At 68.9% G+C, this 18,729-nt stretch carries 17 protein-coding genes; 6 read left to right on the top strand and 11 right to left on the bottom strand.

Annotation, left to right across the window (positions count from 1 at the left end):
• The 3 genes from uraD to AC1HIL_RS28705 are packed head-to-tail and all read right to left on the bottom strand — an operon-like array spanning position 1 to position 3,451.
• Positions 1-1,782 carry a 2-oxo-4-hydroxy-4-carboxy-5-ureidoimidazoline decarboxylase gene (uraD, locus tag AC1HIL_RS28715; protein WP_413762624.1) on the bottom strand — a complete coding sequence of 594 codons (1,782 nt, stop codon included), beginning with the start codon at positions 1,780-1,782 and terminating at the stop codon, positions 1-3.
• A 23-nt stretch (positions 1,783-1,805) separates the two neighbouring features.
• Complete coding sequence (puuE, locus tag AC1HIL_RS28710) at positions 1,806-2,765, bottom strand: allantoinase PuuE (protein ID WP_479670594.1); 960 nt, start codon at positions 2,763-2,765, stop codon at positions 1,806-1,808.
• 11 nt (positions 2,766-2,776) lie between these two features.
• On the bottom strand, positions 2,777-3,451 hold the full coding sequence (locus AC1HIL_RS28705) for a GntR family transcriptional regulator (protein ID WP_057596531.1): 675 nt from the start codon (positions 3,449-3,451) through the stop codon (positions 2,777-2,779).
• Positions 3,452-3,535: 84 nt separating this feature from the next.
• Between AC1HIL_RS28705 and uraH the strand changes: the two genes are divergently transcribed.
• Complete coding sequence (uraH, locus tag AC1HIL_RS28700) at positions 3,536-3,886, top strand: hydroxyisourate hydrolase (RefSeq protein WP_203202341.1); 351 nt, start codon at positions 3,536-3,538, stop codon at positions 3,884-3,886.
• Positions 3,887-3,948: 62 nt separating this feature from the next.
• Here the strand turns inward: uraH and AC1HIL_RS28695 are convergent, their stop codons facing one another.
• On the bottom strand, positions 3,949-4,449 hold the full coding sequence (locus tag AC1HIL_RS28695) for a hypothetical protein (protein WP_261210794.1): 501 nt from the start codon (positions 4,447-4,449) through the stop codon (positions 3,949-3,951).
• A gap of 53 nt (positions 4,450-4,502) precedes the next feature.
• Between AC1HIL_RS28695 and xdhC the strand changes: the two genes are divergently transcribed.
• The 4 genes from xdhC to AC1HIL_RS28675 all read left to right on the top strand — a co-directional run bounded on the left by xdhC (position 4,503) and on the right by AC1HIL_RS28675 (position 10,006).
• Positions 4,503-5,309: a xanthine dehydrogenase accessory protein XdhC gene (xdhC, locus tag AC1HIL_RS28690; RefSeq protein WP_479670593.1), complete on the top strand. Its 807-nt coding sequence runs from the start codon at positions 4,503-4,505 to the stop codon at positions 5,307-5,309.
• Positions 5,310-5,548: 239 nt separating this feature from the next.
• The gene (locus tag AC1HIL_RS28685) at positions 5,549-6,760 is read left to right on the top strand and encodes a urate hydroxylase PuuD (RefSeq protein WP_057596535.1); all 1,212 of its coding nucleotides are present in this window, start codon (positions 5,549-5,551) and stop codon (positions 6,758-6,760) included.
• Between the two features lie 64 nt (positions 6,761-6,824).
• Positions 6,825-8,177 carry a glycerate kinase type-2 family protein gene (locus tag AC1HIL_RS28680; protein WP_422096156.1) on the top strand — a complete coding sequence of 451 codons (1,353 nt, stop codon included), beginning with the start codon at positions 6,825-6,827 and terminating at the stop codon, positions 8,175-8,177.
• A 383-nt stretch (positions 8,178-8,560) separates the two neighbouring features.
• Positions 8,561-10,006: an NAD-dependent succinate-semialdehyde dehydrogenase gene (locus AC1HIL_RS28675; RefSeq protein WP_057596537.1), complete on the top strand. Its 1,446-nt coding sequence runs from the start codon at positions 8,561-8,563 to the stop codon at positions 10,004-10,006.
• A 159-nt stretch (positions 10,007-10,165) separates the two neighbouring features.
• Here AC1HIL_RS28675 and AC1HIL_RS28670 read toward each other — a convergent pair whose 3' ends face one another.
• The 6 genes from AC1HIL_RS28670 to AC1HIL_RS28645 form a co-directional block, all read right to left on the bottom strand.
• Positions 10,166-10,816, bottom strand: coding sequence for an HAD family hydrolase (locus AC1HIL_RS28670; RefSeq protein WP_082322063.1), 651 nt, complete (start codon positions 10,814-10,816; stop codon positions 10,166-10,168).
• Positions 10,817-10,887: 71 nt separating this feature from the next.
• Entirely contained in the window at positions 10,888-11,604 is a 717-nt protein-coding gene (locus AC1HIL_RS28665) for an MgtC/SapB family protein (protein WP_479670592.1), read from the bottom strand.
• A 79-nt stretch (positions 11,605-11,683) separates the two neighbouring features.
• Complete coding sequence (mgtA, locus tag AC1HIL_RS28660; protein ID WP_479670591.1) at positions 11,684-14,416, bottom strand: magnesium-translocating P-type ATPase; 2,733 nt, start codon at positions 14,414-14,416, stop codon at positions 11,684-11,686.
• Positions 14,417-14,792: 376 nt separating this feature from the next.
• Positions 14,793-15,005 (bottom strand): hypothetical protein, encoded by a 213-nt coding sequence (locus AC1HIL_RS28655; protein WP_479670590.1) that lies wholly within the window; start codon positions 15,003-15,005, stop codon positions 14,793-14,795.
• 411 nt (positions 15,006-15,416) lie between these two features.
• Entirely contained in the window at positions 15,417-15,710 is a 294-nt protein-coding gene (locus AC1HIL_RS28650; RefSeq protein WP_208512678.1) for a HigA family addiction module antitoxin, read from the bottom strand.
• Between the two features lie 67 nt (positions 15,711-15,777).
• Complete coding sequence (locus AC1HIL_RS28645; protein WP_057596541.1) at positions 15,778-16,059, bottom strand: type II toxin-antitoxin system RelE/ParE family toxin; 282 nt, start codon at positions 16,057-16,059, stop codon at positions 15,778-15,780.
• A gap of 139 nt (positions 16,060-16,198) precedes the next feature.
• Between AC1HIL_RS28645 and AC1HIL_RS28640 the strand changes: the two genes are divergently transcribed.
• Positions 16,199-16,669 (top strand): low molecular weight protein-tyrosine-phosphatase, encoded by a 471-nt coding sequence (locus AC1HIL_RS28640; RefSeq protein ID WP_422096161.1) that lies wholly within the window; start codon positions 16,199-16,201, stop codon positions 16,667-16,669.
• A 154-nt stretch (positions 16,670-16,823) separates the two neighbouring features.
• Here the strand turns inward: AC1HIL_RS28640 and AC1HIL_RS28635 are convergent, their stop codons facing one another.
• Entirely contained in the window at positions 16,824-18,674 is a 1,851-nt protein-coding gene (locus AC1HIL_RS28635; protein ID WP_261210799.1) for an alkaline phosphatase D family protein, read from the bottom strand.
• Positions 18,675-18,729 lie beyond the last annotated feature (55 nt).

Here is an 18,729-nt window from a genome sequence, read left to right as displayed (position 1 = left end):
TCAGGCGGCGCTCGGCGCGCCGTTCAGGTTGTCGAGCAGATGCTGGAAGGCTTGCACCGCCAGCTCCATGTCGTCGTTGGTGCTCGATTCGAGCGGGTTGTGGCTGATGCCGGAGTTGATGCCGCGCACGAACAGCATGGCCTGCGGCATCACCTCGTGCAGCTTCATCGCGTCGTGGCCGGCGCCGCTGGGCATGCGGAACAGCGGCACGCCGAGCGAATCGACCGCGCGTTCCCAGCGCTGCTGCCATTCGGGCGCGCTCGGCGCGGCCGAGGCACGCATGGTCTCCTCGAGCGTGTGGCGCACGCCGCGGCGCTCGCAGATGTCCTGCAGCGCCTTCACCACGTCGTCGGCGAGCGCATCGCGCTGCGCGTCGTTGGGCGCGCGCAGGTCGAGGCTGAACTTGCAGCGCCCGGGCACCACGTTGATCGAGCCGCTCGGCACCTCGAGCATGCCGACGGTGCCGACCGAGTCGCCATCCTTGGCGGCGCGCTGCTCGGTGTAGAGGATCAGCTCGGCCACGGCCGCGGCCGCGTCGCGGCGGCGGTCCATCGGCGTGGTGCCCGCATGGCTGGCCATGCCGATCACCTCGCCCACGTAGCGCACGCTGCCGTTGATCGAGGTCACGATGCCCAGCGGGATGTCGAGCTCGTTGAGCACCGGGCCCTGCTCGATGTGCACCTCGACGAAGCCCAGGTACTTCGAGGGATCGCGCTGCGCCTTGGCGATGTCTTCCTCGCGCAGGCCCGCATGGGCGCGCGCCTCGCGCATGGTGATGCCGTCGGCGTCCTTCTGGTCGAGCCAGGCCGGGTTGAAGTGGCCGATCAGCGCGCCCGAACCGAGGAAGGTGGCCTTGTAGCGCTGGCCTTCCTCCTCGGCGAAGCCCACCACCTCGAAGGCGAAGGGCAGGCGGCGGTTCTGGCGCTTGAGCTCGCGCACGCAGGCCATGGGCACGAAGATGCCGAGCCGGCCGTCGTACTTGCCGCCGTTGCGCACGGTGTCGTAGTGCGAGCCCGTGAGCAGCGTCTTCGCATCGGGCGTCGCGCCCTCGTAGCGGCCCACCACGTTGCCGACCGCGTCGATCTCCACCGAATCGAAGCCGGCCTCGCGCATCTCGCGCGCGATCTGCGCGGCGCAGGCGCGGTGCGCGTCGGTCAGGTAGGTCACGGTGAGCTGGCCCTTCTCGGCGAAGCCCGGGTCGCTGTGCACCGCGAGCGCCTCCTGCCAGTCCCACACGTGGTTGCCGAGCGCCGGCTCGGTGCCGAACTTGTCGTTCAGGCGGATCTCGGCGATGCGGTGGATGTTGCGCAGCGCCTCGGCGAGCTCGAAGTCGGGATGGTTGTAGGCGCGGCGCTCGAAGGTGTCGATGATCTCGCGCTTGGACAGGCCCGTGCCGCGCGGGCCGCGCACCGCGAGGATGAAGGGGAAGCCGAACTTCGCGTTGTAGTCGGCGTTGAGCCGCTGGATCTTCGCGAACTCCTCGGGCGTGCAGTCGGTAAGGCCCGCCTTGCCCTGCTCGTTGGTCGACTCGGCCGTCAGCGTCTTGCTGACCATCGCCTTGCCCGCGAGCTCGGGGTGGGCGCGGATCAGGGCCAGGCGCTCTTCCCTGGTGGCCGTGTTCACGGCCTGCGCGAGCGCGTACTTCAGGTGCTGCAGCGAACGGAATGGGCGCGCGGCCAGCGCCTGGCGCGCGATCCACGGCGAGTGCTCGTAGGTGCCGTCGAGCAGCGCGACGGCTTCGTCGGCGCCCGCGGCGTTCAGTTGTTCGATGGTCAGGCTCATGGCGTGTGTGTCCTCCGTACGGATCAAGCTTGCGAGGCTTGGGAAGAGGCTTCGAACGGATGGGTCTTCTTCCAGTGCCGCGCGATGTCGACGCGGCGGCAGACCCACACCCGCTCGTGGCTGGCGATGTGATCGAGAAAGCGCTGCAGCGCCACGATGCGGCCCGGGCGCCCGAGCAGGCGGCAGTGCATGCCGATGCTCATCATCTTCGGCGCCTCGTCGCCCTCGGCGTAGAGCGCGTCGAAGCTGTCCTTCATGTACTGGAAGAAGGGATCGGCGTGCGAGTAGCCCTGCGGCAGCGCGAAGCGCATGTCGTTGCAGTCGAGCGTGTAGGGCACGATGAGCTGCGGCACGGTGCTGCCGTCGCTCTTGCGCACCTTCATCCAGAACGGCAGGTCGTCGCCGTAGTAGTCGCTGTCGTACTCGAAGCCGCCGTAGTCGGCCACCAGGCGGCGCGTGCGCGGGCTGTCGCGGCCGGTGTACCAGCCCAGGGCGCGCTCGCCCGTGAGCTTCTCGATCGCCTCCATGCCCAGACGCATGTGCTCGCGCTCGGTGGCCTCGTCGATGTTCTGGTAGTGGATCCAGCGCCAGCCGTGGCAGGCGATCTCGTGGCCCAGTTCCTTGAAGGCGGCCGTGAGCTCGGGATGGCGCTCGAGCGCCATGCCGACGCCGAACACGGTGAGCGGCAGGCCGCGCTTCTCGAACTCGCGCAAGAGGCGCCACACGCCCACGCGCGAGCCGTATTCGTAGATGCCTTCCATGCTGATGTGGCGGTCGGGATAGCTCGCGGGATTGAACATCTCCGAGAGGAACTGTTCCGAGCCGGCGTCGCCGTGCAGCGTGGCGTTCTCGCCGCCTTCCTCGTAGTTGAGGACGAACTGCACCGCGATGCGCGCGTTGCCGGGCCACTGCGCATGGGGCGGGTTGCGGCCGTAGCCGACGAGGTCGCGCGGGTAGGGCAGGGTGGTGTCGTAGACGGTCATGGTGGAAGGGGTCAGGACAATGCGAGGGAGATGTCGCTGGTGGGCACCTTGCGGTCGAACACCAGGTTGGCCTCGACGTGCTGCAGGTGCTCGGTCATCAGGCGCACGGCACGCTCCTCGTCGCGCGCGGCCAGCGCCTTGACGATGTCGGCGTGCTCGTCGTTCGAATGCTCGGCGGCGCTGGTGCTCTGGTACATGAGCGTGATGAGGGCGCAGCGCGAGATCAGCTCGCCGAGGATCTGCGCCAGCACCTGGTTGCCCATGAGCTCGGCCATGCGAACGTGGAAGTCGCCGAGCAGCTCGGTGCGGCCCGAGACGTCCTCGCCCGACACGGCCGACTTCTCGAGCGCCACGTGTTCCTTGAGCGCCTTGATCTTGGCCGGCGTGACGGTGCGCACGAACTCGCGCGTCATCTCGGCCTCGAGCATGCGGCGCACGGCGAACACCTGCTTGGCCTCGTCGACCGCGGGTGCCGCCACGAAGGCGCCGCGCGCGGGCTCGAGCCGGATCAGCTTGTTCTGCGCGAGCTGGAACAGCGCCTGGCGCACCAGCGTGCGCGACACGCCGAAATGGTCCGCCAGCTTCTGCTCGGCCAGCTTGGTGCCGGGCTGAAGCCGGTGGTCGACGATCGCGCGGGTGAGCGCATCGACGATCGAACGGGTGGTGGAGGACTCCATGTTTTTCATGATAGACCGAAAGCCGACAACTGTATACACTTTTGTCCACCGGAATATCCCGCACTCTCACCTGACCGACCGAAGGAAACTCCCATGGGCCTGAGCACCCACGTACTGGACACGATGCATGGCGGCCCCGCGGCCGGCATGGAGGTCGCGCTCTTCACCACCGAGGGCGATGCCGCCACGCTGGTCAAGCGCTTCACGCTGAACGCCGACGGCCGCAGCGACGGCCCGCTCTACGACAACAGCACGCTGAAGACCGGCACCTACCGGCTGGTGTTCGACGTGGCGGGGTACTTCAAGGCGCGCGGCGTGGCGCTGCCCGAGCCGAACTTCCTCAACAAGGTGTCGCTGGACTTCGGCGTGGCGCATGCCGACCAGCACTACCACGTGCCGCTCTTGGTGAGCCCGTGGAGCTATTCGACCTACCGGGGGTCGTGAACGCCGACAGCGTGACTGTCGGAGGCTTTTCGCCGCTCCCCGTCCGGGGAGCGGCGGGGGCGCTACTGCTGCAGCTGCCCTTCGGTCAGCGTGTCGAGCTGGAAGCGCCCGCTCTTGTCCCAGAGCCAGGTGTCGGTCCACACGACCGGCCCGAGCCGCGACGCGGCCGGGAAGGGCGCGGCCTGCAGCACGGTGCGCTCGATCTCGGCGATGACCTCGGGCGCATGCTGGGGCGCGCGCAGCCAGTGCAGCGAGACCACGCGGCCGCTGCCGTCGAGGCTGACCTGCAGTGTGCCGACCGCGTAGAGCACCGGCGGCAGTTGCCCGCCATAGATGCGGCGGCTGTTGAGGTCGTAGACATGGCGCGCGGCGTCGCGCCGGTAGTCGCGCGCGCTGGTGGCATTCGATGCGCGCGGCGCCGGCCGGCCGCTGGCGCCGGGTTCGGCGGTGGCCTTGCTCAGTTGACCGGGCACCGAACCGGTGGTGCCGCATCCGGCGAGCCAGAGTGCGGCGAGGAAAGACACCGCCAGGGCAAGGCGGCGCGTCGTGGGCTGAAAATTCATCGCCGGGTTTATACCGTGAGTCCCTCACTCGCCGGCAACCGAAGGTATCCCTCATGAACGGCGCGGTCGACCAACTGCTGGCCCGTCTTCGCGACGAAGACGCGGTGCTGGTGCGCGTCGAATCCACGCAGGGCTCGGCGCCGCGCGAGGCCGGCACCTGGATGGCGGTCTGGGCCGAGGGCCTCACGGCCACCATCGGCGGCGGCCAGCTCGAGTTCCAGGCCACGCAGGAAGCGCGCGAGCTGCTGGCCGGCGCGCGCGCGATGGAGGGCATCCAGCGCTATCCGCTGGGCCCGAGCCTGGGCCAGTGCTGCGGCGGCGTGGTGTTCCTCTCGTTCCGGCGCGTCTCGGCCACCGACATCCCCGAGCTGAGGCGCGCGCTGGTCGAGCGTTTGCGGCCGGTGGCGCTGTTCGGCGGCGGCCATGTGGGCGCGGCGATCGCGCGGCTGCTCGCGGGCCTGCCGTTCTCGGTGCGCTGGATCGACAGCCGCGACGGCGTGTTCCCCGAAGAACTGCCCGCCCAGGTCGAGACCGAGCATTCCGAGCCGGTGCAGGACGCGGTGGCCTCGCTCGCGCCCGGCAGCCGCGTGCTCATCATGAGCTTCAGCCATGCCGAGGACCTCGACATCGTGATCGCCTGCCTGCGCCGCCTGCGCGAGCGCGACGACCTGCCCTACATCGGCCTGATCGGCAGCAAGACCAAGTGGGCCACCTTCAGCCACCGGCTCGAGGCGCGCGGCTTCACGGCGGCCGAGCTGGCGCGCATCACCTGTCCGATCGGCGTGCCGGGCATCACGGGCAAGGAGCCCGAGGTGATCGCGGTCGCGGTGGCGGCACAGTTGTTGCAATCGCTGGGCTGAGCCGGGCGCTTCGGTGCACGAAGAGGGTTTTCCCGGCACCGGCTCCGCAAAAAACCACGCCGCCCCACGCCAAAACTGTATACACTTTCAGTCCACAAGTATCTGCCGCAGCGGAGCGAGGCCCACCCGGAGCCTGCGTTCGCGGCACTTTCTCTGCTTACAGCGCCCGCAGTGGTGAGCAGGACGAAGACATCCGCGCCCGGCGTTCCCCCGCGCCGAGCGGATTGAGAGAGCACCTCATGGAAAGCTACTACCTCGACTGGGCCAACCTGCTGCTGCGCTGGGTCCACGTCATCACCGCCATCGCCTGGATCGGCGCCTCCTTCTACTTCGTGATGCTGGACAACAGCCTCGAGAAGCCGCAGGACCAGGAATCGCTCGACAAGGGCGTGGGCGGCGAGCAGTGGGCCGTGCACGGCGGCGGCTTCTACAACATGCAGAAGTACCTGCTGGCGCCCAAGAAGCTGCCCGACCACCTGCACTGGTCGTACTGGGAGAGCTACTCCACATGGCTCACGGGCTTCGCGCTCTTCACCATGTCGTACCTCTGGAACGCCAGCACCTACCTGATCGACAAGTCGAAGATGGACTGGCAGCCGGGCGCGGCGATCGCCGTGGCGCTGGCCTTCCTGGTCGTGTTCTGGATGGTCTACGACAGCATCTGCCAGCTGTTCGGCCGGCGCAAGAACGGCGACACCATCGTCGGCGTGCTGGTCGCGATCTTCGTGGCCTTCGCGGCCTGGCTGGCCTGCCAGTGGTTCGCGGGCCGCGCGGCCTTCCTGCTGGTCGGCGCCATGATGGCCACGACCATGAGCGGCAACGTGTTCTTCTGGATCATCCCGGGCCAGCGCAAGAACGTGCAGGCCCTGCGCGAAGGCCGCCCGGTCGACCCGGTGCACGGCCAGCGCGGCAAGCAGCGCAGCGTGCACAACACCTACTTCACGCTGCCGGTGCTGTTCGCGATGCTGAGCAACCACTACAGCTTCACCTACACCCACAAGTACAACTGGATCGTGCTGCTGCTGATCATGCTCGGCGGCGCGGCGATCCGGCAGTTCTTCGTGGTGCGCCACCGCTTCAAGCTCGGCAACGCGCGCAACCCGCTGCCCTATGCGATGGTCGGCGTGGCCGTGCTGGGCCTCACCATCGTCTGGATGAAGCCCGAGCCCGCCGCCCCCGTGGCCGCCGCCGCGCCGAGCGCGCCGGCCGTGGCCTACCAGGACGTGCAGAAGGTGCTCGAGCAGCGCTGCTACATGTGCCACGGCGCGAGCGTGCAGATGAAGAACGTGCGCGTCGACTCGCCCGAGCAGGTGAGCGCCCACGCCCAGGCCATCTACCAGCAGGTGGTGGTCACGAAGATCATGCCGATGAACAACGCCACCTCGATCACCGACGAGGAGCGTGCACTGATCGGCCGCTGGTTCCAGGGCGGCGCAAAGACGACGAACTAGACCGCGGTCAAGAGGGCGGACCTCGGTTCGCCGCAAAATGCAGGCCCCGGAGACAACGCCACCCATGACCGCCAAGACCCCGACCCCCTCGCTGCAAGACGCGACCGCTCCCGATCCCCGCCAGGCGCCGCGCGCCTTCCTCGAACACCTCTACCGCGTCGCGGTCGACCGCGCGCTGCCGCTGTCCACCCTGGGCGCGCACCTGCCCAAGCCGCCCAAGGGCCGCACGCTGGTGCTCGGTGCCGGCAAGGCCGGCGGTTCGATGGTGCAGGCGCTCGAGGCGCTGTGGCCGGCCGACGCGCCGCTGTCGGGCCTGGTGGTCACGCGCTACGACCACATCCCGCCGCGGCCCGAGGGGCTGCCCAGCCGCATCGAGATCGTCGAGGCCGCGCATCCCGTGCCCGACGCGGCCGGCCAGCAGGCGGCCGAGCGCATCCTCGCGCTGACCGAGGGCCTGACCGCCGACGACCTCGTGCTGTGCCTGATCTCGGGCGGCGGCTCCTCGCTGCTGGTGCTGCCGGCCGAGGGCCTGACGCTGGCCGACAAGCAGCGCATCAACAAGCAGCTGCTCGACAGCGGCGCCCACATCGGCGAGATGAACTGCGTGCGCAAGCACCTCTCGCGCATCAAGGGCGGCCGGCTCGCGGCGGCCTGCGCGCCGGCGCGCGTGGTCACGCTCACCATCAGCGACGTGCCCGGCGACGACCCGGCCGTGATCGCGAGCGGCCCCACCGTGCCCGACGCCACCACCTGCGCCGATGCGCTGGCCATCCTCGACCGCTACCGCATCGAGGTGCCGGCGCCGGTGCGCGCGCAGCTCGAGAGCGGCGCGCTCGAGACGCCCAAGCCCGGCGATGCCGTGTTCCAGGGCCACGAGACCCACATGATCGCCGCGCCGCAGCAGTCGCTCGAGGCGGCCGCCGCGGCCGCGCGCGCGGCCGGCATCGAGGCCCACATCCTCAGCGACGAGATGGAAGGCGAATCGCGCGAGGTCGGCAAGGTGCATGCCGCGCTCGCGCGCGCCGTGGCCCAGCGCGGCGCGCCGTTCGCCAGGCCCTGCGTGATCCTCTCGGGCGGCGAGACCACCGTCACCATCCGGCCGCGCCAACCCGGCCAGGCCAAGGGCCGGGGCGGACGCGCGGGCGAGTTCTGCATGGGCCTCGCGGGCGCGCTGCTGGGCCAGGTCGACGTGTGGGCACTGGCGGCCGACACCGACGGCATCGACGGCGTGGAGGACAACGCCGGCGCCTACGTCACGCCCGACACCCTGGCGCGCGCCGCCAACGCGGGCCGCAAGCTGTCCGATCACCTCGACCGCAACGACGCCTACGGCTACTTCGACGCCATCGGCGACCTGTTCGTGACCGGGCCGACGCACACCAACGTCAACGACTTCCGGGCGCTGCTGGTGCTCTGAAATAGAACACCAACAGCCGGACGCAGAGGACGCGAAGATTTCGCAAAGGGCGCGAAAGAGAAATTCAAATTTTTCTTGCCTTCCTTTTGCGTCCTTCGCGCAACCTTCGCGTCCTCTGCGTCCGGAAGTCCGCTCCCGTCTTCGGATGCATCCGCCGTTTCATGCGATGCGATGCGGTGGCGCGCAGCCCCATCGATAACCGAGACGTCTCCCTCCCCCAGCGGGGGAAGGAGCGGCACCGTCCTGCGCGCATCCCCGACTCGGGTTAACCTATGCGCCCCGGCAGCCCGCTGCCGCCCAGCCGCACGCGCCTTTCGGGGCGCCGTGCCGCCATCCGAACTCCCCGTTTCCACTCCCATCCCCTGCCGAAGGAAAAGCTCGCCATGACCGCCTCCTCCTATACCGACACCCGCCTGCTGATCGACAACGAATGGGTGGACGCCGCCAGCCGCAAGACCCTCGACGTGGTGAACCCGGCCACGGGCCAGGTCATCGGCAAGGTGGCGCATGCCGGCATCCCCGACCTCGACCGCGCCCTGGCCGCCGCCCAGCGCGGCTTCGACGCCTGGCGCAACACCCCGGCCCATGAGCGCGCCGCCGTGATGCGCCGCGCCGCCGGCCTGATCCGCGAACGCGCCGGCGACATCGCCAAGCTGCTGACGCAGGAACAGGGCAAGCCGCTGGCCGAAGCCAAGGGCGAGACCCTGGCCGCCGCCGACATCATCGAATGGTTCGCCGACGAAGGCCGCCGCGTCTACGGCCGCATCGTTCCCTCGCGCAACCTCGCGGCGCAACAGCTGGTCATCAAGGAGCCCGTGGGCCCCGTGGCCGCCTTCACGCCCTGGAACTTCCCGATCAACCAGGTCGTGCGCAAGCTCGGCGCCGCGCTGGCCACCGGCTGCTCCTTCCTCGTGAAGGCGCCCGAGGAGACCCCCGCGTCGCCCGCCGCCCTGCTGCAGGCCTTCGTCGACGCCGGCATTCCTGCCGGCACCGTCGGCCTGGTGTTCGGTAACCCGGCCGAGATCTCGGCCTACCTGATCCCGCACCCGATCATCCGCAAGGTCACCTTCACCGGCTCGACCCCCGTCGGCAAGCAGCTCGCCGGCCTGGCCGGCCAGCACATGAAGCGCGTGACCATGGAGCTGGGCGGCCACGCCCCGGTGATCGTGGCCGAGGACGCCGACGTCGCGCTGGCCGCCAAGGCCGCCGGTGCCGCCAAGTTCCGCAACGCGGGCCAGGTCTGCATCTCGCCGACCCGCTTCCTGGTGCACAACAGCATCCGCGAGGAATTCGCCAAGGCCATGGTCAAGCACGCCGAAGGCCTGAAGCTCGGCGACGGCCTGGCCGATGGCACCACCCTGGGCCCGCTGGCCAATGCGCGCCGCCTCACGGCCATGGCGCATGTGCTCGACGACGCCCGCAAGAAGGGCGCGACCATCGCCACCGGCGGCGAGCGCGTCGGCGATGCCGGCAACTTCTTCGCCCCCACCGTGCTGACCGACGTGCCGCTGGACGCCGACGTGTTCAACAACGAGCCCTTCGGCCCGATCGCCGCCATCCGCGGCTTCGACACGCTGGACGAGGCCATCGCCGAATCCAACCGCCTGCCCTTCGGCCTGGCCGGCTACGCGTTCACCAAGTCGATCAAGAACGCGCACCTGCTGAGCCAGAAACTCGAACTCGGCATGCTGTGGGTCAACCAGCCCGCGACCCCGTCGCCCGAGATGCCGTTCGGCGGCGTGAAGGACTCGGGCTACGGCTCGGAAGGCGGCCCGGAGGCGCTCGAGGCCTACCTCAACACCAAGGCGGTGTCGATCCTCGGCGTCTGAGCGCGACGCTTCGATCCGCTGTCTCGAAGAGGGCGGCATCGCTGGAAGGCGATGCCGCTTTTTTCATGGCGCGCCGCGCAAGGGAGATCGTCAGAGAAACATCACGTCGGAGCGCAGCGCGTACTTGGTGCCGCGCGTCACCTCGGTGCCTTCGATGAATCAGCCATGGCCATCCAGCGACGCACGCGAAGTCGCATCGAACCCGACGCGCCCGCGCCAATTGCGTTTCTCGACCGCGCGCACGTTCGGCACATCGGCCAGCTGCAGCAGGTACTGCGCCAGCAGCGGCAGTTCGGCGTCTTCGCGCTCGCCGAGGAACTCGCGCACCGTGACCAGGTTGCCGTAGCTGCGCGCGTACTTCGCGGGCGTGTCGTCCACGGCGATGATCGATTCGAGCGGATAGCCGCGCGACTTGAGCTTCTGCAGGTTCTTCACGGTCTGGTAGCCGCCCGTGATCCAGTCGCGGGTGGTGGTGCAGCGCTTGCTCGACCAGAGGAAGGCCAGCTTGCCGGGCGGGAAGATCCGCTCCACGACCTGGGTGGCGTAGATCTCGCCCGAGGCAGTCCACACGCCGACCTCGAAGCGCTCGAACATGCGGGCCAGGAAGTCCGCGAGATGCGGCCGCAGGTAGACGTGGTAGCCCGCCACCCGGAAGTCTTCCGGGTGGTCGAGCGGCGTCTCCCGCGCGTGGATCAAGGTCTCGTCCAGGTCCAGCACCAGCAGCTTCGATGCGCCGGGCGTCGAGCCCGCGCGCACCGCGGCCGCGGGGCGGGCGGTCGATGCGGCATCGGGGATCGGCGGTCTGTCCATGGCGGTCCTGGGGAGCGGCGTGAGCGCACAGGATAGTGCGTTCGCTGCGCTTTCCGGCGACCGGGGCGCGTTCAGTCCTCCGCGCTCGCGTTCCAGAACGCCTGCTGCACCCCCTCCAGGGCCTCGAGCTCCGCGACCACCCGGTCGAGCTCCTCGGCCTCGACCGCGGTCGCATAGAGCGTGGCCTCGATCTCGGTGTCGGTGGCGCCGAAGGCATGCTGGTCGACGTCGCGCACCGGGTAGTTGGCTTCCTCGAGCAGCAGCAGCACCTGGTCCATCACCTCGGGCCGCGAGGCCCGCGTGCAGATCACGCGCACGGTGTAGCTGGCCTCGCCCGACTCCTCCTTCACCGGCTGTCGGTTGATGCGGTTGACCACGGGCCGCAGCAGGGTGTTGCTCGCGAGCACGAACAGCGCGGCGATCACGGCCTCGCCGATCAGGTCGGCGCCCGCGCAGGCGCCCACGGCGGCCGATCCCCACAGGGTGGCCGCGGTGTTGAGGCCCGTGATGTTGGCGCCTTCCTTCATGATCGCGCCCGCGCCGAGAAAGCCGATGCCCGAGACCACGTAGGCCGCCACGTGCACTGCGCCGTCGTGGCCGTGCAGGCGGTTGGCCATGTCGACGAACACGGCCGCGCCCACGGCCACCAGCGTGTTGGTGCGCAGCCCGGCGGTGCGCTGGCGCACCTGGCGCTCGAAGCCGATCAGCGAGCCCAGCAGGAAGGCCGTGAAGACGCTCAGCAGGGTGTCGAGCAGCGAAGGCAGGTTGAAGTTCTGTATTGCTTCCATGCGGATCTCCTCCTCGTCGTTCGCGAACCAGGGTAGCGGCGGCATGTGACAACCGCCACCCCCTCCTGTCGTCATCGGCTCATTGCCAGCCGTAGCGCCGCGCGTACCAGCCCTTGACCGCCTGCACCAGCGCCGCATAGCCACCGAGCATCAGCAAGAGCCACGGGAAGTAGCCGAGCGGCAGCGCCTCGAGCTTGAAGTAGTGCGCCACCGGGCCCATCGGCAGCCAGATGCCCACGGCCGCGATCGCCGCGCCCATGATCAAGAGCGGCCAGGCCGCGCGGCTTTGCAGGAAAGGAATCCGGCGCGTGCGGATCAGGTGCACGATCAGCGTCTGCGAGAGCAGTCCCTCGACGAACCAGCCCGACTGGAACAGGGTTTGGTGCTCGGGCGAGTTGGCGGCGAACACGAACCACATCACGGCATAGGTCAGGATGTCGAACACCGAGCTCAGCGGACCGAAGAACACCATGAAGCGCCCCAGGTCGCCCGGGTTCCAGCTCTGCGGCTTGCGCAGGAACTCCTCGTCGACGTTGTCGAACGGGATCGCGATCTGCGACACGTCGTACAGCAGGTTCTGCACCAGCAGGTGCAGCGGCAGCATCGGCAGGAAGGGCAGGAAGGCGCTCGCCACCAGCACCGAGAACACGTTGCCGAAGTTCGAGCTCGCGGTGAGCTTGATGTACTTGAGCATGTTCGCGAAGGTGCGGCGGCCCTCCACCACGCCCTGCTCGAGCACCATCAGGCTCTTCTCGAGCAGGATGATGTCGGCCGATTCCTTGGCCACGTCCACCGCGCCGTCGACCGAGATGCCGATGTCGGCCGCGCGCAGCGCGGGCGCGTCGTTGATGCCGTCGCCCATGAAGCCGACCACGTGGCCGTTGGCATGCAGCGCCTGCACGATGCGCTCCTTGTGCGCGGGCGTGAGCTTGGCGAAGACCTGGCGCTTCTCGACGATCTGGCGCAGCTCGGCCTCGTTCATGCGCTCGACCTCGTGGCCCAGCACCATGCGGCCGGCCTCGATGCCGACGTCGGCGCAGACCTTGCGCGTCACGAGCTCGTTGTCGCCGGTCAGCACCTTCACCGCCACGCCGTGCTCGGCCAGCGCGCGCAGCGCGGGCGCGGTCGATTCCTTCGGCGGATCGAGGAAGGCCACGTAGCCCAGCAGCGTGAGGCCGGCCTCGTCGGCCACGCCGTAGGCGGCGCGGCGCTCCTCGCCGCGCAGCGCGCGGCTGGCCACGGCCACCACGCGCAGGCCCTGGGCATTGAGTTCCGAGGCCACGGCGTGGATGCGCGCGAGCACCTCCGCGTCGAGCGCGAGCACCTCGGCGCCGCGCTCGACCGCGCTGCACACGGCCAGCACTTCCTCGAGCGCGCCCTTGCAGATCAGCAGGTGTTCCTCGGCCGCGTCGCTGCCGGCCACCACCACCGACATGCGGCGGCGCGAGAAGTCGAAGGGCACTTCGTCGAGCTTGCGCCAGTCGGTCTGCAGCCGCGTGTCGAGCTGCATCTGCGCATGGCTCAGCACCGCCTTGTCGAGCAGGTTCTTCAGGCCGGTCTGGTGGAAGCTGTTGAGGTAGGCCAGTTGCAGCACGTGGTCGGAGCCCTCGCCCCAGGCGTTGGTGTGGCGCTCGAGCACGATGCGGTCCTGCGTCAGCGTGCCGGTCTTGTCGGTGCACAGCACGTCCATGGCGCCGAAGTTGTGGATCGCCTCGAGGCGCTTGACGATCACCTTCTGGCGCGACATCACGACCGCGCCCTTGGCGAGCGTGGCGGTCACGATCATCGGCAGCATCTCGGGCGTGAGCCCGACCGCGATCGACAGCGCGAACAGCGCCGCCTCCCACCAGTCGCCCTTGGTCACGCCATTGATCACCAGCACCAGCGGCGCCATCACCAGCATGAAGCGGATCAGCACCCAGCTCACGCGGTTGATGCCGGCCTGGAAGGCCGTGGTGCCGCGGTCGGTGGCGCTCACGCGCTGCGCCAGCGCGCCGAAGAAGGTGCGCGCGCCGGTGTGCACGATCAGCGCGGTCGCGGTGCCGCTGATCACGTTGGTGCCCATGAACAGCAGGTTGTCGCGCTCGAGCACACCGCTCGTGCTGCCGGTGGCGGGCACGCTGGCGAACTTCTCGACCGGCATCGCCTCGCCGGTCAGCGCCGACTGGCTGATGAACAGGTCCTTGGCCGAGAGCAGCCGGCAGTCGGCCGGGATCATGTCGCCGGCCGACAGCGCGATCAGGTCGCCGGGCACCAGGTCGCGCATCGGCACCTCGATGCGCAGCGCGCCGCCCGTGCCTTCCTCGGGCCGCAGCACGGTCGAGGTGTTGCTGACCATCGCCTTGAGCTCGTCGGCCGCCTTGTTCGAGCGCGACTCCTGCAGGAAGCGCAGCACCGTCGACAGCACCACCATGCTGCCGATCACCACCGCGGCCTTCATGTCCTCGGTGACGTAGGAGACCAGCGCGAGCACGGTCAGCAGCAGGTTGAATGGATTGCGGTAGCACTGCCACAGGTGGGTCCACCACGGCAGCGGCTTCTCGTGGTTCACCTCGTTGCCGCCCAGACGCTTGCGCAGCGCGGTGGCGTGTTCCTCGCTCAGGCCCTGGGGCGAGCTGTCGAGCTGCGCGAGCATGTCGCTTGCATCGGCCAGCGAGGCGGCGCTCAGCGCGTTCGCGATCTCGGGCGGCATCGCGGCCGAGGCGGTGCCCACCGGCTTCGAGCCCAGCAGCGTCTGCCAGCGCTCGAAGTGATGCAGCATGCGGCGGCTGCGCAGGAAGCTTTCGAAGAAGGACTTGAAGACGTTCTTCATGCGCCTTCTCCTTCGTGGCGTGGAGGACGCGGGTCGCCTGCAAGGCGGACCATGAGGACGAGGAGGGCGGCCTTGGTGGCGGGCCGCAGGCATTGTTGGCGGTTCATTCGAAGTTCTCCTGGCGATGCGCGCAACGGGGCGCGCGAAGGAGAACCTCCCGCGGGTCAGCCGGAGGTGACGGTCCTTCGCGGCTCGGTGTGCCGCGGATGGTTCATGGCGATGAAGGCCGACCGGCGCATGGCGCGGTCAGGCAGGGGAGGCGCGCAGCGGCGCCAGCGAGGGTCTGGGTCCATGAGGCCTCCGTGAAGATGGGTGGATGGAAGCGCGGTGCTTCGTTCGAATGCAACGGTCGGTGCGACGTGCCGGTGGACAGGCGCTACGAACGTCTGCCCTGGCCCGGCACCAGCAGCAGGAAGCAGCGGATGCGCCGCGTGCTCCAGAACGAAGCGGACTTGTCGAGCTCCTGGTCGGCCTCGGGCTGCAGCACGTCGGCCGCGGGCTGGCGCGCCGACGCGGCGCGCGGGTCGGCGTCATGCGTGGCGACGTGGCCACGATGCAGGGGCTGGCGATGAAGAACGAGTTGACGCATGACAAGGCTCCTTCGACCCGTGACGGGCGAGAGGACCTCGTGGCATGGACCACGCTGGCTGGCAAAGAGACGCCAGTGACGAAACGGATGTCGGGGGAGGGAGAGCCTGCCGGGGAGGGCAGGCATCACGCCGCGGGCACGTCGGCCGCGGCGCGCAAGAAGCCTGCGCTACGGAGCCGGGTGTGCCGCGCATGCCACGGCACGCGTCTGGTCACTGATCCAACTGGCACTGTCCACGCACGAGGCTCCGAAGTGAAGATGCAGGATTGTTGCACTGCGTCATCGCGAGGGCAACCCGAAATGCGCGTTTCAGCGTTCGATGCAGGGTTTTAAGGCCACGGTGTTGCGATGGCGCCTCGATGCGACACGGGCCCGTGTGGTGGTCAGGCTGCGTTAAGTCGGTACGCTCCATCAAGCGGTCAGGGGCTCGATCTCGTTCAACTCATCCCCGAGCGCATCGCGCGCCTGCGCGGCGTCATAGTCGCGCTGAAGGTTCATCCAGAACTCGTCGCTCACGCCGAATGCACGTGCCAGGCGCAGGCCGGTATCGGCCGTGATGCCGCGGGTGCCGGCGATGATGGCGGCCACGCGCGTCTGCGGCACGTGGATCGCCTTGGCGAGACGGTAGGCGGTGATGCCCATCGGCTCCAGGAACTCCGCGGCGAGGATCTCGCCGGGGTGCGGGTAGGGTACTTGGCGCGTCATGGTGTCTTCCTGCGTAGCAGATGAGGTTGAACAGGGCCTCGTCAAGCCGGCGAGGTCGGTCGCGAACTCAGTGATAGTCGACGATCTCCACTTCGATGGGACCCGCGGCGGTCCATTTGAAGCAAGCGCGCCACTGGTCGTTGATGCGGATGCTGTGCTGTCCCTTGCGGTCGCCGGCCAGTGCTTCCAATCGGTTCTGCGGCGGAATGCGCAGATCGCCGAGAACGACAGCGGCATTCAGCATGGCCAGCTTTCGCATCGCGACGGTCTGAATATTCACCCAGCGAGCAACCCGGCCGCCCTCGAACAGCTGGCGAGTCTGTTCGCATTTGAAGCTCTGGATTGTCATGAGGACGAATAGTAACGCTTGGCGTTACTATCGACAAGCGTTGCTAATGTTCTGTGTGTACAAAGGAGGGCCGATGGGACAAAAGGCCCATCGGACATGATCAGCCAATGCGCCAGAGTCACGCCAGCAGGAACATCCGTTGAAGAAAACCGCCATCTTGTTCGTGTGCACCGGCAACATCTGCCGTTCCCCCACCGCCCACGCCCTGCTCGCCCACAAGGCCCGCGCCGCGCAGCTCGCGCTCGAGGTCGACAGCGCCGCGATCTCCGATGAGGAGCGCGGCAATCCGCCCGACCCGCGCTCGGTGGCCGAGGCGCGGCGGCGGGGCATCGAGATGCCCGCGCATCGCGCGCGGCAGGTGCGGGCCTCGGACTTCGAGCGCTTCGACACCATCGTCGGCATGACCGGCCAGCACTGCGCGGCCTTGCGCCGCCTCGCGCCCGCGGGCACGGCGCACAAGATCCATCTGCTGACCGACTTCGCCGACGGGCTCTCGGGCGACGTGCCCGATCCCTGGTACGGCGACCGGCAGGCCTTCGTCGAGGCCTTCGACCTGATCGAGCGCGGCGTCGACGGCCTGCTCGCGAAGCTGACGGTCACGAGATCCTGAGGTCGCAGGAAAGGCGGGCAGCCGAACGCAGAAGGCGCGAAGGTCTCGCAGAAGTCGCAGAAGGACATCTGGAGATCGGTTGTTCCTTCTGCGACCTCTGCGCGCTTTGGTCTTCCTTCTGCGTTCGGCTGTCCGTATCCGCAGCCCGTCCGTCTCAGACGTTGTCCTCGATCACCGGCGTCGTGCTGCCGGCATTCACGCGGATCCGCGTGCGCTTGAGCAGCGGGCTCGCGGGCGCCTTGCCCGCGTCGAGCGGCTTGACCTTGTTGAAGACCACGGTGAAGGCCTGCGCCGTGACCGTCGCGCTCGCGTAGCCCTGCGCGTCGTGGTCGGAGAACAGCAGGTCGGGGTTGTTGCCGCGCATGACCTGCTCGAAGGCCGCGGGCGTGGCGGTCAGCGCCGTGAGCGGCGTGCCCTGCGAACCGGCCTTGATGTAGCTGTAGAACGAGGAACTGCTGACGCCCGCGCAGACGAAGTCGACCAGCACCGGCGTGCCGGCCGCGGGATCGGGCAGGTCGCGGATCAGGCCGCACTGGAAGGCATGCAGGTCGCCCGTGATCGCCACCACGTTGCGGATGTTCTGTGCCTTCAGGTAGCCCATCAGGTCGGCCTTGTGGCTCGGATAGCCGTCCCAGGCGTCGCAGTTGACGACGTAGCGCTGGTTGTAGGGCGGCGGCGCCATCTGCGTCAGGTCCACCCACATGCGGCTCAGCGAGACCTCGTTGCCCCAGACCTTCCAGGTGGCGTTCGAGTTCTTCAGCGTGGTCTTCCACCAGTCGGTCTGCGTCGGGCCGAGGATGCTCGGCGCCCGGCCGAGCTGCTGCGTGCGCTGAGCCTCCAGCGCCAGCAGCGTCGTCTGCGGCGCGAAGTAGCGCGAGCCGATCGAGCTGTTGCCATTGACCGGATCGCCGCCCGTCTGCTGCGCGACCAGCGCCTCGGAGATCACGTGGTCGTCGCGGTACAGCCGCTCGTCGGTCATCACCAGGTGCAGCAGCGGGCCGAAGCGGAAGTCGCGGTAGATCTTGATGTTGTCGTAGGCCGGGTTTGCCATGTCGAAGGAGACATCGCCGAAGTCCACCGGCATGTACTCGGCCCAGGCCTGGCTCGCGCCGCGGCGGCGCGCGGTCTGCTGGGTGTTGGCGTTGGTGTAGGTCTGGTGGTCCTGCCAGCAGTCGTCCGAGAACTCGTGGTCGTCCCAGATCGCGATCAGCGGGAACTTCGCATGCACCGCCTGCAGCCGCGCGTCGCCGCGGTAGGTGCGGTAGAGCGTGCGGTAGTCGTCGACCGTGTTGGCGTAGACGCTGCCGTCGGCCAGCGCCACGCCGTTGGGCAGCTGGATCGCCTGGTGCGCGGGCTCGGCCACGCCGGCCTGGAACTTCGCGCCCACGGTCTCGTAGACGTAGTCGCCCACGTGCACCGTGAAGTCGAGGTCGTCCTCGGCCGCGAGCAGGTCGAGCGCGCCCCAGTGGTTGATCAGCCAGTCCTGGCAGGTGAACCAGGCGAAGCGCAGCTGCTGGCGCTGGCTGTCGGCGGCCGGCGCGGTGCGCGTGCGGCCGGTGGCGCTGACGTCGCTGCCCGCGACGAAGCGGAAGAAGTAGCGCGTGTCGGGCGAGAGGCCCGTGACCTTGGCGCGCACGGTGCGGTCGAAGCGGTCCGAGGCCTCGAGCGCGACCTTCGCCACCAGGTTGCCGAAGCCCGAGGTGTCCGACACCTCGAGCCGCAGCGCGATGGCCGCGCTGTCGGCGGCGGTGCCGGTGCGCACGCAGCGGGTCCAGAAGACGATGCTCGTGTCCTTCGGGTCGCCCGAGGCCACGCCCTGCCCGAAGGCATAGCGGCCCGCGGGTTCGGGCGCGGGTGGCGGCGGTGCCGGCGCGGGAGCGGGCGGCGGCACGATCGGGAACACGATCCCGTCGCTGCCTCCGCCGCCGCAGGCGCTCAGCACGGGAGGGGTGGCGGCGGCGACCGTGTAGAACAGGCCGCGGCGCAGGAAGGAACGTCTTTCCATGGGGGATTTCTTTTCGCGTGTGGGGTCGATGGCGGGGCGCGCACGAATCTGCGCG

The organism is Variovorax sp. ISS6 (assembly GCF_056523145.1).
Note: the sequence above shows the minus strand (reverse complement) of the source record. Positions and strands in the feature narration are given on the sequence as shown.

Coding starts and splice junctions, on each gene's coding strand:
- AC1HIL_RS28670 (WP_082322063.1), bottom strand. CDS start 10,816: ATGGACAGACCGCCGATCCCCGATGCCGCATCGACCGCCCGCCCCGCG.
- AC1HIL_RS28645 (WP_057596541.1), bottom strand. CDS start 16,059: ATGACAATCCAGAGCTTCAAATGCGAACAGACTCGCCAGCTGTTCGAG.
- AC1HIL_RS28650 (WP_208512678.1), bottom strand. CDS start 15,710: ATGACGCGCCAAGTACCCTACCCGCACCCCGGCGAGATCCTCGCCGCG.
- puuE (WP_479670594.1), bottom strand. CDS start 2,765: ATGACCGTCTACGACACCACCCTGCCCTACCCGCGCGACCTCGTCGGC.
- AC1HIL_RS28675 (WP_057596537.1), top strand. CDS start 8,561: ATGACCGCCTCCTCCTATACCGACACCCGCCTGCTGATCGACAACGAA.
- uraD (WP_413762624.1), bottom strand. CDS start 1,782: ATGAGCCTGACCATCGAACAACTGAACGCCGCGGGCGCCGACGAAGCC.
- AC1HIL_RS28665 (WP_479670592.1), bottom strand. CDS start 11,604: ATGGAAGCAATACAGAACTTCAACCTGCCTTCGCTGCTCGACACCCTG.
- AC1HIL_RS28695 (WP_261210794.1), bottom strand. CDS start 4,449: ATGAATTTTCAGCCCACGACGCGCCGCCTTGCCCTGGCGGTGTCTTTC.
- AC1HIL_RS28680 (WP_422096156.1), top strand. CDS start 6,825: ATGACCGCCAAGACCCCGACCCCCTCGCTGCAAGACGCGACCGCTCCC.
- xdhC (WP_479670593.1), top strand. CDS start 4,503: ATGAACGGCGCGGTCGACCAACTGCTGGCCCGTCTTCGCGACGAAGAC.
- AC1HIL_RS28635 (WP_261210799.1), bottom strand. CDS start 18,674: ATGGAAAGACGTTCCTTCCTGCGCCGCGGCCTGTTCTACACGGTCGCC.
- AC1HIL_RS28655 (WP_479670590.1), bottom strand. CDS start 15,005: ATGCGTCAACTCGTTCTTCATCGCCAGCCCCTGCATCGTGGCCACGTC.
- uraH (WP_203202341.1), top strand. CDS start 3,536: ATGGGCCTGAGCACCCACGTACTGGACACGATGCATGGCGGCCCCGCG.
- mgtA (WP_479670591.1), bottom strand. CDS start 14,416: ATGAAGAACGTCTTCAAGTCCTTCTTCGAAAGCTTCCTGCGCAGCCGC.
- AC1HIL_RS28685 (WP_057596535.1), top strand. CDS start 5,549: ATGGAAAGCTACTACCTCGACTGGGCCAACCTGCTGCTGCGCTGGGTC.
- AC1HIL_RS28705 (WP_057596531.1), bottom strand. CDS start 3,451: ATGAAAAACATGGAGTCCTCCACCACCCGTTCGATCGTCGATGCGCTC.